General features: G+C 39.1%; 18 protein-coding genes and 1 riboswitch. Of the genes, 17 read left to right on the forward strand and 1 reads right to left on the reverse strand.

The features are described from left to right. The first annotated feature begins 4 nt into the window (after positions 1 to 4). The 5 genes from ACFS5O_RS08085 (at position 5) to ACFS5O_RS08105 (ending at position 4,606) form a co-directional block, all read left to right on the forward strand. Complete coding sequence (locus ACFS5O_RS08085; RefSeq protein WP_205725436.1) at positions 5 to 1,186, forward strand: acetyl-CoA C-acetyltransferase; 1,182 nt, start codon at positions 5 to 7, stop codon at positions 1,184 to 1,186. A gap of 15 nt (positions 1,187 to 1,201) precedes the next feature. Then, positions 1,202 to 2,986 (forward strand): acyl-CoA dehydrogenase family protein, encoded by a 1,785-nt coding sequence (locus ACFS5O_RS08090; RefSeq protein ID WP_205725437.1) that lies wholly within the window; start codon positions 1,202 to 1,204, stop codon positions 2,984 to 2,986. A 500-nt stretch (positions 2,987 to 3,486) separates the two neighbouring features. Next, positions 3,487 to 3,846, forward strand: coding sequence for an arsenate reductase family protein (locus ACFS5O_RS08095; RefSeq protein ID WP_205725438.1), 360 nt, complete (start codon positions 3,487 to 3,489; stop codon positions 3,844 to 3,846). A 71-nt stretch (positions 3,847 to 3,917) separates the two neighbouring features. Then, complete coding sequence (gene gcvH, locus ACFS5O_RS08100) at positions 3,918 to 4,304, forward strand: glycine cleavage system protein GcvH (protein WP_066397386.1); 387 nt, start codon at positions 3,918 to 3,920, stop codon at positions 4,302 to 4,304. Positions 4,305 to 4,366: 62 nt separating this feature from the next. Continuing rightward, positions 4,367 to 4,606 (forward strand): YusG family protein, encoded by a 240-nt coding sequence (locus ACFS5O_RS08105; protein ID WP_066397384.1) that lies wholly within the window; start codon positions 4,367 to 4,369, stop codon positions 4,604 to 4,606. Between the two features lie 59 nt (positions 4,607 to 4,665). On the opposite strand, the gene ACFS5O_RS08110 is transcribed toward ACFS5O_RS08105, so the two are convergent. Further along, a complete protein-coding gene (locus ACFS5O_RS08110) occupies positions 4,666 to 4,986 on the reverse strand; it encodes a general stress protein (protein ID WP_066397380.1) in 321 nt (106 codons plus the stop codon). A 240-nt stretch (positions 4,987 to 5,226) separates the two neighbouring features. On the opposite strand from ACFS5O_RS08110, the gene ACFS5O_RS08115 reads away from it, so the two are divergent. The 12 genes from ACFS5O_RS08115 (at position 5,227) to sufC (ending at position 15,077) form a co-directional block, all read left to right on the forward strand. After that, positions 5,227 to 5,574: a toprim domain-containing protein gene (locus tag ACFS5O_RS08115; RefSeq protein WP_066397377.1), complete on the forward strand. Its 348-nt coding sequence runs from the start codon at positions 5,227 to 5,229 to the stop codon at positions 5,572 to 5,574. A 3-nt stretch (positions 5,575 to 5,577) separates the two neighbouring features. Further along, positions 5,578 to 6,630 (forward strand): PQQ-dependent sugar dehydrogenase, encoded by a 1,053-nt coding sequence (locus tag ACFS5O_RS08120; RefSeq protein WP_205725439.1) that lies wholly within the window; start codon positions 5,578 to 5,580, stop codon positions 6,628 to 6,630. A 4-nt stretch (positions 6,631 to 6,634) separates the two neighbouring features. Next, a complete protein-coding gene (locus ACFS5O_RS08125; protein ID WP_205725440.1) occupies positions 6,635 to 6,976 on the forward strand; it encodes a thioredoxin family protein in 342 nt (113 codons plus the stop codon). Between the two features lie 466 nt (positions 6,977 to 7,442). Beyond that, the gene (sigI, locus tag ACFS5O_RS08130; protein WP_379838946.1) at positions 7,443 to 8,213 is read left to right on the forward strand and encodes an RNA polymerase sigma-I factor; all 771 of its coding nucleotides are present in this window, start codon (positions 7,443 to 7,445) and stop codon (positions 8,211 to 8,213) included. Between the two features lie 90 nt (positions 8,214 to 8,303). Next, positions 8,304 to 9,479 (forward strand): anti-sigma-I factor RsgI family protein, encoded by a 1,176-nt coding sequence (locus ACFS5O_RS08135; RefSeq protein WP_205725441.1) that lies wholly within the window; start codon positions 8,304 to 8,306, stop codon positions 9,477 to 9,479. A 120-nt stretch (positions 9,480 to 9,599) separates the two neighbouring features. After that, the gene (locus ACFS5O_RS08140; protein WP_205725442.1) at positions 9,600 to 9,944 is read left to right on the forward strand and encodes a hypothetical protein; all 345 of its coding nucleotides are present in this window, start codon (positions 9,600 to 9,602) and stop codon (positions 9,942 to 9,944) included. A gap of 79 nt (positions 9,945 to 10,023) precedes the next feature. Then, a riboswitch (SAM riboswitch) is annotated at positions 10,024 to 10,154 on the forward strand. A 308-nt stretch (positions 10,155 to 10,462) separates the two neighbouring features. Next, positions 10,463 to 11,488: a methionine ABC transporter ATP-binding protein gene (locus ACFS5O_RS08145; RefSeq protein ID WP_205725443.1), complete on the forward strand. Its 1,026-nt coding sequence runs from the start codon at positions 10,463 to 10,465 to the stop codon at positions 11,486 to 11,488. Then, complete coding sequence (locus tag ACFS5O_RS08150) at positions 11,481 to 12,149, forward strand: methionine ABC transporter permease (RefSeq protein WP_205725444.1); 669 nt, start codon at positions 11,481 to 11,483, stop codon at positions 12,147 to 12,149. Before ACFS5O_RS08145 ends, ACFS5O_RS08150 begins: the two co-directional genes overlap by 8 nt. A gap of 31 nt (positions 12,150 to 12,180) precedes the next feature. Next, positions 12,181 to 12,999 carry a MetQ/NlpA family ABC transporter substrate-binding protein gene (locus ACFS5O_RS08155; RefSeq protein WP_205725445.1) on the forward strand — a complete coding sequence of 273 codons (819 nt, stop codon included), beginning with the start codon at positions 12,181 to 12,183 and terminating at the stop codon, positions 12,997 to 12,999. Positions 13,000 to 13,252: 253 nt separating this feature from the next. Further along, a complete protein-coding gene (locus tag ACFS5O_RS08160; RefSeq protein ID WP_066397348.1) occupies positions 13,253 to 13,633 on the forward strand; it encodes a carboxymuconolactone decarboxylase family protein in 381 nt (126 codons plus the stop codon). Positions 13,634 to 13,909: 276 nt separating this feature from the next. After that, positions 13,910 to 14,050 (forward strand): YuzK family famiily protein, encoded by a 141-nt coding sequence (locus ACFS5O_RS20335; protein ID WP_205725508.1) that lies wholly within the window; start codon positions 13,910 to 13,912, stop codon positions 14,048 to 14,050. Positions 14,051 to 14,291: 241 nt separating this feature from the next. Further along, positions 14,292 to 15,077, forward strand: a complete 786-nt coding sequence (sufC, locus tag ACFS5O_RS08165; RefSeq protein WP_066239016.1) for a Fe-S cluster assembly ATPase SufC — start codon at positions 14,292 to 14,294, stop codon at positions 15,075 to 15,077. Positions 15,078 to 15,083: the final 6 nt, after the last annotated feature.

Below are 15,083 nucleotides of genomic sequence, written 5' to 3' on the forward strand. Positions count from 1 at the left end.
CTCAATGTTAAAAGAGGCAGTAATAGTAGCAGGTGCTAGAACAGCGGTTGGTAAAGCGAAAAAAGGATCTTTTGCACATATGAGACCAGACGAACTAGCAGCGGTAACCATTAAAGAAACGTTGAAACGTGCAGGTGATTATAACGGAGAGATTGATGATTTGATCATCGGATGTGCTGTTCCTGAAGCAGAACAAGGGATGAATATGGCTCGTCTGATCGGTGCTAGAGCTGGATTGCCTGAAACTGTACCAGCCATTACGATCAACCGTTTTTGTTCATCTGGGTTGCAAAGTATCGCGTATGGTGCAGAAAAAATCATGCTTGGTGCAGCGGAAGCCATTCTTGCAGGTGGAGCTGAATCTATGAGTCTTGTTCCTGTAGTAGGTCATGTTGTAAAGCCTAACCCTTACTTAGTTGAAACGGTGCCGCAATATTACATGGGTATGGGTCATACAGCAGAAGAAGTAGCGAGACGCTTCGGCATCTCAAGACAAGATCAAGACGAATTTGCTGTAAGAAGTCATCAAAAAGCAGCAGCAGCGATTAAAGAAGGCAAGTTTAACGACGAAATCGTTCCTGTACATGTGATGAAACGGTGGTTAGATGAACAGTCGAAGCTAGTGGAAAAAGAGATTGCTGTATCCATCGATGAAGGAGTTCGTCCGGGAACAACCGTTGATGTACTGGGTAAGCTTCGTCCGGCATTCACACCAACGGGTTCTGTAACAGCAGGGAACTCCTCACAAACAAGTGATGGCGCTGCAACGGTTCTTGTTATGAACAGGGAAAAAGCAGAAGCAGAAGGTTTAACACCATTGTTGAAATTCCGTTCTTTTGCAGTAGCTGGGGTAGCTCCAGACATTATGGGAGTAGGTCCTGTAGCAGCTATTCCGAAAGCATTAAAAATGGCAGGATTAGAAATTTCGGACATCGGCTTGTTCGAGTTGAATGAGGCATTTGCTTCCCAAAGCGTTCAAGTCATTCGTGAACTGAACCTTCCAGAAGATAAGGTAAACGTAAATGGTGGTGCGATTGCACTGGGCCACCCGCTAGGATGTTCTGGAACAAAGTTAACATTAACTCTCTTACACGAGATGAAGCGTCGTAATGAACAGTTCGGAGTAGTAACGATGTGTATCGGTGGTGGAATGGGAGCAGCAGGCGTATTTGAACTAGTAGGATAACGAGGAGGAGAAAACATGTCGAATACAGCAGAAAAACAAATTATTGGTGGAAGTTTTTTAATAGAAGACATTCCAGCAGCAGATATTTATACACCTGAGGATTTTTCAGAAGAACATTTAATGATTGCAAAAACAACGGAAGATTTTGTTGTGAAAGAAGTTGTACCTCAACTTGAAAAGATGGAAGATCACGATTTTACCGTTTCCAGAAAGTTATTAACAAAAGCGGGAGAACTGGGACTTTTAGGAGCAGATGTACCTGAAGGATATGGCGGCTTAGGTCTTGATAAGATTTCCTCTTCACTCATTACTGAAAAGTTCGCACGCGGACGCGGTTTCTCGATCAGTTATGGAGCTCACGTAGGAATCGGCTCACTTCCTATCGTTCTTTTTGGAAACGAAGAACAAAAGAAAAAATACTTACCTGAACTCGCAACAGGTGAAAAAATCGCAGCTTATGCTTTAACTGAGCCGGGTTCTGGATCTGATGCACTTGGTGCAAGAACAACAGCAAAGCTTAACGCTGAAGGTACTCACTATGTATTAAACGGTGAGAAGCAGTGGATCACAAACTCTGCATTCGCTGACGTTTTCGTAGTATATGCAAAAATCGATGGCGAACAGTTTACAGCGTTCATCGTTGAAAGAGATTATAAAGGCGTTTCCACAGGACCAGAAGAGAAGAAGATGGGAATCAAGAGCTCTTCAACAAGAACTCTAATCCTAGAAGATGTAGAAGTTCCTAAGGAAAACCTATTATGGGAAGCAGGAAAAGGGCATTTGATCGCCTTTAACATTCTGAACATCGGCCGTTACAAGCTGGCATTAGGATGTGTAGGAGCAGCGAAACGTGCTTTTGAAGTATCTGTAAAATACGCGAACGAGCGTCAGCAGTTCAAGCGTAAGATCAGTTCTTTTAGCCTCATTCAAGAAAAGCTTGCGAACATGGCTGTTCAAACGTATGCAGCTGAAAGTTCTGTGTATCGAACAGTAGGTCTTTTTGAAAACCGTTTAGGCGCGCTATCTGAAGAAAAGCAAAAAGATGGTCGTGAATTAGCAAAAGCGATCGCAGAGTATGCGATCGAATGTTCACTGAACAAAGTGTCAGCTTCAGAAGTTTTGGACTATGTAGTAGACGAAGGCGTTCAGATCCATGGTGGATACGGCTTCATGTCTGAATATGAGATCGAAGGTGCATACCGCGATTCTCGTATCAACCGAATCTTTGAGGGAACGAACGAGATCAACCGTTTGTTAGTACCAGGAACGCTTGTGAAAAAAGCGATGAAAAACGAACTGCCACTTATTCAAAAAGCAACTCAGCTTCAACAAGAGCTTATGATGTTAATGCCTGTTGAAGTAGGTACTGAAAGTTTAGATCAAGAAAAATATCTTGTGTCTATGGCAAAGAAGATTTTCTTGATGACTGCTGGATTAACCGTTCAAAAGTTTGGACCTAAGTTAGAGCAAGAGCAAGAAGTATTATCAAACTTAGCCGATATCATTAGTGAAGTGTACAACATGGAATCTGTTCTCTTACGTACAGAAAAAGCAATCGAAAGATCTGGAGCTGAAAAGGCAAAACAAAAACTGCTATACACAGAAGTGTATTGCCAAGAAGCGTTCAACCGCATTGAAGCTCATGCAAAAGAGTCCATCATTGCTGTTGAAGAAGGCGACATGCTCCGCATGATGTTGTCCGCGTTAAAGAAACTGACGCGCCACACACCTATTAACGTGATTAAGAAGAAGCGTGAACTAGCGGTTCAGCTTCTTGAAGAAGAACGCTATATCGTTTAATTGATTTGAATTTACGCTAACCTTCAAAATATCTTATCTTTCCCTCCTGCATTTGTAGGAGGGCCTTTTTTGTTTGGTTTTTAAGTGGTTCGGAAGTAAAAATCGTGAAAAAAGAAACTAACACATCGATTTTTGATCGCAGACATCGAAAAATACCTTTATAAGGTGCAGTTTCATGTGCGAAAACGGATTTAGGATGATACCTAAAGGGGTATGTAGGGGTATTCCGAAAATTGAATCCATAAATAAACACCTTCAATCCACAAATTTAAGCAGTTTATCCACGAATTTCGGCTCCCACTCCAAAAGTTTTGGCAGTTTATCCGCGAGTCTACAATCTTCGACAATTGCCAACTCTGATTATACCCTCTGTCCATAAAAAGGGAGTAACCGAAAACGGGATCTCGTTTTCAACATCTAATAAAACAAATTAACAACGTGCAGAATTTCTTGTTTTATTGGTAACACTAGTTTGTGGTACTATGAGAAGGGGTGATATAATGCTACTGAAAGTGTATGAATATCCAAAATGCTCAACTTGCCAAAAAGCAAAAAAATGGCTAAAAGAAAACGACGTAGCCTTTGAACCTATACATATCGTGGAAAACCCGCCTTCTGCTGATGAACTGAAGAAACTGATCGACCTGAGTGGTTTAGAGATCAAGAAATTCTTTAATACGAGCGGAATGAAGTATCGTGAGTTGGGTATGAAAGAGAAGATGAATACAGCTTCTGAAGAAGAGCTGCTTGAAATCTTAGCAAGTGATGGAATGCTAATTAAAAGGCCGATCGCAACAGACGGCAAAGAGGTTACAGTGGGATTTAAAGAAGAGCAGTACGAAAACACTTGGAGTAAATAACATTGTTACTGACTATGATAAACCATTTATTGTAGTTATTATAAAACCAAGAAAAGCTGGAGGGATTACACATGGAATTTCCAAAAGAATTACGCTATTCAGAAGAGCACGAGTGGACAAAAACAGAAGAAGGCAATAAAGTTCGTATCGGTATCACAGCATTTGCACAAGACGAACTAGGAGATATCGTATTCGTTGAACTTCCTGAAGTTGGGGACGAACTTACTGCGGACGAGCCTTTCGGAAGCGTAGAATCTGTTAAGACTGTTTCTGAATTATATGCGCCTGTCTCTGGAAAAGTTGTAGAAGTAAATGCAGACCTTGATGATAGCCCTGAACTTGTTAACGAGTCTCCATATGAAAAAGCTTGGATGGTTGTTGTAGAACTTTCAGATGCTTCTGAGGTTGAAAAGTTAATGACTGCTGAACAGTACGAAGAATTAATCAAAGAAGATTAATGAAATCAATCTCTTCAGGAAAGAATAGACATACTGCTATTCTTTTTTGGAGGGATTTTTTTATGAACCAAGATAGACGAGATGTTACATCACGAGTTTTTGGAAAAATGAAAGGCGGATCGATGTCTCTTTACTTAGATAAGGATGAGATTGGTCAGATTCGCTTTACAAATCAGGGAAACATGTATGAGATGGCTGAGGGTTTTGAATTTGATGCTGATAAGATTTATAAACGTGAAAAGCCTGTAGAATTACCAAATCCATCAAAATATGTGGATGAATGTGATAAAGGTTGGTGCTAATTTCAGCACTCAGAGGATGATGTCAACGTGTTACCTTGGCAGTCATCCTCTTTTTCCATTTAATTTAGTTTGTTTCGTTCAGCACTACCGCCTTTTGATCCGATCTTCTGATAGAAACTTTTATCTTGTTTTTGGGAAGTAGCGGTACCACCTTTTTTTCCGATTTCCTGATAAAACGTTTTATTGTGTGTGTTAGAGGTAGAGCTGCCGCCTTTTCTTCCGATTTCCTGGAAAAAAGTCGTGCTATGCTTTTTTGATGTGGAGGTACCGCCTTTTTTTCCAATCTGTTGATAGAATTCTTTTCCGCGTGATTTGGATGTTTTCTCTCCACCTAATCTGCCTGCATCAGCTCGGCTCATTTTTGGTTCTGTTTTTGCCATGTGATGACTCCTCCAATATTCGTTTTATGACACCTAAATTCCCTTAAGTAACAGGTTGTCAAACGCGATTGAGAAGAATTAGTACAAAACGCATACATCAAATACAAATAGGTAGGAAAATAGGAAAAAGGGGTATAGTAATAAAGAACATCTCTTGCAGGATTTTAATAAAATAAAGCAAATATATAATCTAAGCGATGCATTCATTTTATAGTCTTCAAAGTATAGGAGAGATGAGTAATGAATGAAATCAAAAACAAAGTAATTATTGTCGAAGGTAAATCAGATAAGGATAAGTTAGCCGCAATCCTGGATGAACCGGTTGAAATTATTTGTACGAATGGAACGTTAGGTTTGGATAAATTAGAAGAGCTGGCATTAGCCATTGAAGATCGAGATGTTTATATTCTGGTCGATGCTGATGATGCAGGTCATAAACTAAGAAAGCAACTGCAACGTGAATTACCGAATGCGGAGCATTTATATATTAATAAGATGTACAGAGAAGTTGCAAAAACACCTCTGATGTACCTTGCAAAGGTATTGGTAGGTGCACATTTTAATATTCAAAAGAATTGTTTAGGCTAGGCTATGAAAAAAAATTGGTACAGTCTTCTAACTGCCTTTTGCTTGATTAGTGGTTGTAGTCCTTTAAATAAAGATGAAGGAAGTCCGTCTTCCAAAGATGTTGTGAGCACAAAGTTAAATATCCCTTGGCAAATAAACAGTACCCCAAAACAAATGTGGATCAGTGAACGAACTGGGGGGCTTGTTTTATTAGGGCCAAATCAAAAAAAGACCTCTTATTCCCCTATATTTTCAGAAGCTTTGGCTGATGGCGGGGAAGGAGGTTTTCTTGGCTTTCTTTTAGATCGAGATTTCGAAACCAATAAAATAGCTTATGGCTATTATACGTATGAAAAATCAGGTGGTTTAGTAAATCGAGTGGTTGAGATGCGCTTTGAGAATGATGAATGGAAAGAAAGCAGAATCCTTCTTGATGATATTCCGGGTGGATACACACATAACGGTGGAAGAATGGAATGGGGACCAGATCAAAAGTTGTACATAACAACGGGGGATACCGGAGAAGAAGATCTCTCTCAAAGCTTAGAAAGCCTGGCTGGGAAAATTCTAAGAATAAATAAGGATGGTTCTTTTCCAGAAGATAATCCTTTCTACCCTTCTCCAATCTATTCATATGGTCATCGTAATCCACAAGGAATGACATGGGATGATAAAGGTACCATGTTTGCTGCGGAGCATGGATCATCCAATTATGATGAGATCAATAAAATTAAGCCAGGTAAAAATTACGGATGGCCGCTCGTTCGAGGGGATGAGAAAAGGGATGGCTTAGAACCACCTTGGATTCACTCTAGTAATGATACATGGGCACCTTCTGGCATCGACTATAAAAACGGGTATCTGTATGTGGCAGCTCTAAGAGGAGAAAGCGTAAAGAAGGTTAGCATCTCATCTAAAAAGATAACCTCAATTGTTTCCAATGAAGGACGGATTCGTGATATCCTTATTGAAGATAACAAAATGTTTGTTGTAACGAACAACAAAGATGGAAGAGGGCAGCCATCAAGCGATGACGATGTGTTGCTAACTGTATCACTAGAAAAAGTAATGGAGTAATACCATGAAGGAAATCACTCGAAAAAATTGGGAAACCGTTATTGAACAATCGCTGCAACATCCATATTTTTTGTATCTGGAGACTCCGCTTTGTGGGACTTGTAAAATGGGGAAGAAGATGTTTGAGGTTGCTGTGGAAACGATACGTGTTCAAAAAGACGAAAATATAGCCGTAGGTGTTAGTAATATTAATGAGATGCCTGAGCTTGCTGCCAAATATGGAGTAACTAGCGTGCCCTGTTTACTCATTCTGTCTAGAGGAATTGCTATTGATCGAATTTATGCGCTTCAATCTGCGGGGAATATTTATAAATCCATGTTAAAACTAGTGGAAAAGGAAGATTAAGGATGGACAAAATGTGGGATACACCCCACATTTTTTAATTCATCGCCTAATTCTACAAAAAACTATGTTTTTCGGGGGTTAAATCTTAAGAAATATATGGGAATTTAATGTCGTGAACACATCCTTTTGTAACAATTAAGGATGTGTTTTTTTATTTTAAAATAACGTTAATAACTCTAATAGAGGGGTTTTCAAGCGTTATAGAGAAATTATCAGTTTGTTTTGTCAATTCAGTACTTTAACGATAACGTCACAAATGTTACGGACGTTGTAATATTGTTATAGAACTGTATCCTACAAATGTCAAAAGTCATGGTATAAATGAATAGGAGAGCTTGTTTGCATGTTTGCTCCCTAGCTTATTGTGGTAAATAAGAATGATTTTATTTTTAAAATAAAAATATACGATTCACTAATAAACGAAACAAAAGGCAAAGCAATTTTTTAACTGAGGTGATTGATAATCATGGCATCTTTAAATTTAAATGCAGTATTCCCGATGGGGAAAAATAAATTATCGAGTAATAAATTAACGAGCATAGAAGATAAAGTTCTAACGATCCAAGCAAGAGACGATGAAAAACTTAGAAATGAACTGATTGGTGATTACCAACCATTCATTAAAAAAGTAACATCAAAAGTATGCAGTCAATATATAGATCGTACGATGGACGAGTTTAGTGTAGGTCTTTTTGCCTTCAACGAAGCGATAGATCAATACCAAGAAGGTCAAGGAAGCCGTTTCTTGTCTTTTGCTGATATGGTTATTCGTCGCAGAGTCATTGATTATATCCGTAAAGAAGTCCGCCAGAACCGATTGATCTTTTTGCAACCCGATGAGGAAGACGAAGAAGGTCGTTTAGAAGAAAGTTATGCTGAACAAAAAGCTGCGATGGATCATTTCGAAGACCAGATTCAAGTAGAGAATCGGGTTTATGAAATTGAAGAGTACCAAAAGCTATTAAAAACGTTCGGACTGAACTTTAAAGTACTAAGTAAGCATTGTCCGAAACATGTGGATGCACGTGAAAATGCAAAAGAAATCGCACGTCTTTTAGCTGAGAACGAAGAACTTGCCGCGTTTTTAAAAGAAAAAAAGCAATTACCAATAAAAGATTTATTAAATATGGTATCCTGTAGTCGTAAAACCATAGAGAGAAATCGAAAGTATATAATAGCAGTTTCACTTATATATTTAGGCGATTTTCAAGCGCTGAAATCATACATTCAGCCATAAGGTGAGGTAAATAAGGTTACCGGCAAGGGAATGCGATGTTCTCTTGCCTGTAAATTTATACTGATCCTGCTACATGCGGGAGGGATATCATTGAAGAACGGCAGCGGCATCGTTATTGAAGTTCAGAATAAAAAAGCAACTCTTCTTATGAAGGACGGAACCTTCGTGACAGTAAGAGTACCAGCAGGAAAAAGACCTCTTGTAGGTAATGAATACCAGGCTTCTTATTTTTCAAACAAAAAAAGAAGTCTTTTTGTGTTGCCGTCCATTTCGTTTTCAGTCGCAGCTTTGATCGCCTTTCTTTTTCTTTCGGGTCTCATGCCGAATAGCAGCCATTCCGCTGCGGCTGCATATGTTAGCTTTGATATCAATCCAAGCCTCGAGGTTGGCGTTGACGACGAAATGAGAGTTGTTGAAATGGATGCTTTTAACGATGAAGCTAAACAGATCGTTAAGAAATACAATTTTTCTACTGACGATCGTTTGCCGTTTGAAGTATTTGCGGATCAACTCATTAAAGCTTATCAATCAGAAGGCTATATGGAAGAAAATCAATCCATGTTGATCACTACAGTATCTGATAAATCGAGTGATAAGAAAACCAAGCAGGAATTAGATCAGGCGCTGAACGCTATTGTGAAGAAAGCCGTCGTTCAGTATCCTGTAGCCATTACTGTTTCTGAAACGAACCATGAAGTTCGAAAAAAAGCAAAACAACTAGGCGTATCTTCTGGTAAATACACAGCTTTTCAAGAAGCAACGAAGAACGACAAACAACTTAAAGAAGAAAAGATTAAAGAAGTGAAGTTTCAAGAACTTAAGGTAAATGCCACTTCTTCTAAAGATATTAAATCTGTTCCCCATCCACGTAAAATTAAGGCTGCACCACATGAAGTCAAAGGAAAGTCTTCTGATGAACGTATGAAAAAAGAAGCTAAACAACATTCGGTTAAAGAGTCTAAAGAAAACCTTGTTAAACCTCAAAAGGTTACGAACGAAAAACGAAATGATGAAGAACGCAACAAAAACATCAAGTCTAATAACAAAAATGGTCTTAAGCAACAAGAGAAAAAAGTAGAACCTAAAATGATGAAGGATCCTGCGAGGTCCCAAAAAAACGGTAAGAACTTTAAACAACCAAAAGAACAAAGAAAAGAAAACAAACAGCAGGATAAGAACTACAACAAGCAAAATAATAGAAACGAAACTAAAAAAGATGATCAAAGACATGAAAATGATAAGCAAGAAAAGAAACATAAACACTAATTATGAGATAACGTGTCGTAAAACCAATTACGATTCCTTCTGGCTGTCGAAGGGTTTATAAAGGTATATGAATATTCCTCTAGAATCGGTGAAGTAACAACCAATTCGGGGGGATTTTTAATGTTGGATATTCGCTACTTTGAAAGTCAAATCGCAAAAAGTCCATATCTTTCTCTTTATAATATTCCGGTAAAGCCCAGTTTTAAATGTAAGGATGACACCACACTGAAAATTGAATACAGAGAAGGAGAGCGGAACAGAACAGTCACGTTTACAGGAAATCCGAAGTATCTATCGTTGTTACTTGAAGGGAAAATGAAGCTTAGCACATTATTGAGACAAGAGATGATTGAGTTCCAAGGTACACTGAGACAACGCTTAAAATGGGAAGCGATTTTTTACTTGAGTTCCCATTGGGAAGAAATCTCTGCTGGGGTATTAGTTCGAACTGCTAAAAATATTTGACACGAATCGACAAGGATGATAATATTCTTCACAGTGATTCATAAATGCATCGCTTTAACTTAATAAAGTAACACTTTTTTACTTATCACGAGAGGTGGAGGGACTGGCCCTATGAAACCCGGCAACCGCTAGATCATTGCATTCTTATGAATGGTGAACTAGAAAGGTGCCAATTCCTGCAAGGCTTTAAGTAGTCTTGGGAGATGAGGAGAACGTGCATAGAATATAATATGCCTTTCTGCTCATATTGAAGCAGAGAGGCATTTTTTGTTGTTTATCCTAAAGTGATTACAAGTTGATGTTTAGTTAAGACATCACTGAGTAGTTGATTGGAGTGGAAGGTGCGAGACTCCTGTGGGACGAGCGGTCAGGTGAGACCCTTAAGGGCGCAAAGCGGCAAGGGGCTCACCGGTCGCCCCGCGGAAAGCGAGCATCCTGAAATGGAGATCAACCACGTTCAAAAGCAACATTGTATGCTGAAGATAGCAATATTTTAGATAAGAAATGAGGTAAGAATCTTGATTAATTTACAGTCAGTCCGTAAAGTCTTTCAAACCAAAGATGGTGAAGTAAAGGCAGTTGATACGGTAGATTTAAACATAAAGCAAGGAGAAATATACGGAATTATTGGTTACAGTGGCGCGGGTAAGAGTACATTGATCCGAATCCTTAACATGTTGGAGCGTCCGACTAGCGGTACAGTTACGATCGGTGGCAAAAACATGTCTGAGTTGTCATCGAAAAAACTTAGAGAAGCCAGACAAGAAATCTCTATGATCTTTCAGCATTTTAACTTGTTATGGTCTCGCACAGTAAGAGAAAACATCGCTTTTCCTCTTGAAATTGCGGGTTATCCAAAAGCTAAAATCAAACAGCGTGTTGATGAGTTGATCGATCTTGTAGGATTAGAAGGTCGTGGTGGTTCCTATCCATCACAACTAAGTGGGGGGCAAAAGCAGCGTGTAGGTATTGCGCGTGCTCTTGCTAATGAGCCGAAAGTTCTTTTATGTGATGAAGCCACTTCAGCACTCGATCCTAAAACAACAGACAGCATTCTGGATCTACTTGTTGAGATCAATAAAAAGTTAGATCTGACAATTGTTCTTATCACTCATGAGATGCATGTCATCAGAAAAATCTGTCACCGTGTAGCTGTTATGGAGCAAGGTAGAGTGGTAGAAGAAGGCGATGTTTTAAACGTCTTTAAAAATCCGACAGAACCTATTACGAAGGATTTTGTGAAACAAGTAACAGAACCTGAAGAAACGGTAGATACGATTAAACAGTTCATTTCTGAATTTCCTGAAGGTCGAATCGTTCAGCTGACTTTCATCGGTGGACGAGCGGGACAGCCTTTAATCACAGAATTGATTCGTAAGTATGAAGTGGATGTTAATATTCTTCAAGGGAAGATTACTCAGACTCAGAATGGACCTTATGGGACGTTGTTTATTCAGATAAAAGGTACAGAACCTGCACTAGCTCGTGCAATGGAGTTTTTAAATAGTGTGCAGGTTGAAGTAGAGGTGATTCATAATGCTTAGTACATGGTTCCCAAATGTTCAATGGGACGTTCTATTAGAAGCTACAAAAGAAACGTTATATATGTCGGCTATCTCAGTTGTCATTACATTTTTCTTAGGGCTCGCTCTCGGATTAGCGTTATTCTTAACTTCTCCAGGAAACTTGTGGGGAAATAAGTTTTTAAATAGCATCATTGCCATAATCGTTAACGTCTTTCGATCGATTCCGTTTATTATCTTAATCATCTTATTGATTCCATTCACACGCTTGATTGTAGGAACGATGTTAGGCGCTGAAGCTGCGCTTCCAGCTCTAATCGTAGGTGCTGCACCATTTTATGCACGTATGGTTGAGATCGCTTTGAGAGAGATTAATAAAGGGGTTATCGAAGCGGCCAAATCGATGGGTGCTACAAACGCTCAGATCATATTTAAAGTTCTTATTCCAGAAAGCACACCGGCTCTTGTTTCAGGAATCACTGTTACTGCGATCGCGCTCGTAAGTTATACGGCAATGGCTGGAGTTGTTGGTGCTGGCGGCTTAGGAAACTTGGCTTACATGGAAGGTTACCAAAGAGACAACGCAGATGTTACGTTAATTTCAACAGCACTGATCTTGGTCATTGTCTTCGTTATCCAGTGGATTGGAGATCGAATTACAACAGCGTTAGATAAGAGATAATTGTTTTTTTGACAACAAGGAGGAATTTCATATGAAAAAAGTATTATCTGTTCTTGTATTAACCGTTCTTGTTGCGGCACTTGCTGCTTGTGGGAACAAAACAGAAGGTGGAATCAGCGACGAGAAGATTGTAGTAGGTGCATCAAACGTACCGCATGCTGAAATTCTAGAAGAAGCAAAGCCTCTTTTAAAAGAAAAGGGTATCGAACTTGAGATCAAAACGTTCCAAGATTATGTGTTGCCGAACAAATCTTTAGATGAAAAAGAAATCGGTGCGAACTACTTTCAGCACGTTCCTTATCTAGAGTCTCAAATGAAAGACCATGGTTACAAATTCGAGAACGCGGGTGGGATCCACCTTGAGCCGATCGGTGTCTATTCCAAAAAATACAAATCACTGGATGAACTGCCTGAAGGCGCAACAATTATCATGTCTAACTCTGTAGCTGATCATGGCCGTATGCTTGGCTTACTTGAAAAAGAAGGCTTGATTAAAGTGAAAGAAGGTGCCGGAGCAGAGGCACAGATTAAAGATGTTGTTGAAAATCCTAAGAAGCTTAAATTTAAAGCAGACGTTGATGCAGGAATGCTTCCAAAAGCATATAAGAACGGTGAAGGCGATGCGGTTCTAATCAACACAAACTACGCGATCGATGCAGGATTGAATCCTCAGAAAGATGCGATCGCCTTAGAAGGGTCTGATTCTCCGTTCGTGAATATCATTGCCGTTCGTGAAGGAGATAAAGATAAGAAGTCTGTTAAAGCTTTAGTGGAAGTACTGCGTTCTAAAGAGATCCAAGACTTCATTAAAAAGAAATATGAAGGTGCAGTAGTGCCAGTAACAGAATAGTGATTGAGAAAGAACTGACTTATTTGTTAAAGTCAGTTCTTTTTTTGTGAGTAAAAATGAACCTACAACATCTTAGTCCTTTAAAGTATTTTATAAGCCATTGAACTTTATTTATGGTCCCTCAAATACTTTTATAGTCCTCCAAACATCATTTATAGGCTTTTCGGAAAAAAACTTACGAATGTTTATTACATAACCGGCTTATGAATAACTCATACTAAACCTGTTTACTATTTTGACAGGAGTGAATGAAATGAAACAAGAAGAGCAGCCACTACCGGGATCGAATTCAACACAATATCACCTGATCCGCTATAAAGAAGGCTTAGGAAAATATAATGAGAACATGCCTGAACTTACACATGCTTATAATGAATTTACACGCCATTGCTTTAAAGAGGGTGAGATTTCAGAGAAGTATAAGCAGTTGATCGCTTTAGGGATCAGTATCTATTCGCAAGATGAGTATTGTATCATCTACCACACAAAAGGATGTTTAGATCAAGGGTGTTCAGAAAATGAAATCCTTGAAGCTGTGGGAGTTTCTGCTGCATTTGGTGGGGGAGCCGCTATGAGCCAAGGTGTGACCCTCGTTCAAGAGTGCATTAAGGAATTAAATAAACCTCGTCATTAATGGAATGTCTAATTTCCACACTTTTCATGTTTTGAAATCATCCTAAGAAGGTAATGGAAGTAATGTAGCGCATTTAGCAGGATTACACAGAACGTCCCATCTGTTTTCAATAGGAATCATTATGCACGCTTATGCGGGGTGATTTTACATGGATAACAGTTTGAGTGAAACGAGTGTTGCTGATACGCTAACATTAGTAAATAACTTTAACTTTGAAAGGATTGATTCATTATCCACCCCATTAAAGTAAAACATACGTCCGAGATGGAAAAAGCAATGCACCAGTCACATGGCTGTGGTTTTGCAGAGTATGAGAGGGATTTGGAAAAAAGGTTAGACGTTGAGAAGGTCCGAGATAAGGAATACAAAAAAGGATTAGAAATAGCGGCAGATGCAAATAGATACCATACGCCGTAACATATGAACTTAAAATTTCAAAAGGCTGATTCATCAGGTGGTTTACTGCCTCATGGGTCAGCCTTTTTTCAAATATGAAGACTGATGAACAGATATTATGACAACAATGGAAAAGTAAACAGCTCGTTCCCTTGAACATACATTTCATTTGTTATAAGATTAGAATGAGAATAAATTGAGAATGGCTATTTTGTGCCTTTTATCAAAATCTTGAGAATGATTTCTTAATGGAGGTTGTATTATGTCAGCACCTAATTTAAAGATTGAAGATCTTCGTGTATCTATTGAAGATAAAGAGATTATTAAAGGGTTAGATCTCGAAATAAATGGTGGAGAAATCCACGCGATCATGGGACCTAACGGAACAGGAAAGTCTACTCTTTCTGCAGCGTTAATGGGACACCCTAAATATGAAGTGACTTCTGGTAAAGTTACGTTCAACGGAGAAGACCTTTTAGATATGGAAGTTGATGAGCGTGCACAAGCTGGTCTTTTCTTAGCTATGCAATACCCATCAGAAGTAAGCGGTATTACGAACGCTGATTTCCTACGTTCTGCTATCAATGCAAAGCGTGAAGAAGGCGACGAAATTTCTTTAATGAAATTTATCCGTGAGCTAGACAAAAAGATGGATCACCTTGAGATGGACAACGCGTTTGCTCACCGTTACTTAAACGAAGGATTCTCTGGTGGAGAAAAGAAGCGTAACGAGATTCTTCAAATGATGATGCTTGAGCCTAAATTAGCAATCCTTGATGAGATCGATTCAGGACTTGATATCGATGCTCTTAAAGTAGTGGCTAAAGGTGTTAACGAAATGCGCAGCCCTGATTTCGGTTGCTTGATCATCACTCACTACCAACGCCTATTGAACTACATCACTCCTGATAAAGTACACGTTATGATGCAAGGGCGTATTGTGAAATCTGGTGGACCTGAATTAGCTCAACGTCTTGAAGCTGAAGGATACGACTGGATTAAAGAAGAGCTAGGAATTAAAGACGAAACTGTTGGTCAAGAAGCGTAAGCATTA

Origin of the sequence: Fictibacillus nanhaiensis (genome assembly GCF_042686385.1) — a bacterium.
Lineage (GTDB): Bacteria > Bacillota > Bacilli > Bacillales > Fictibacillaceae > Fictibacillus > Fictibacillus nanhaiensis.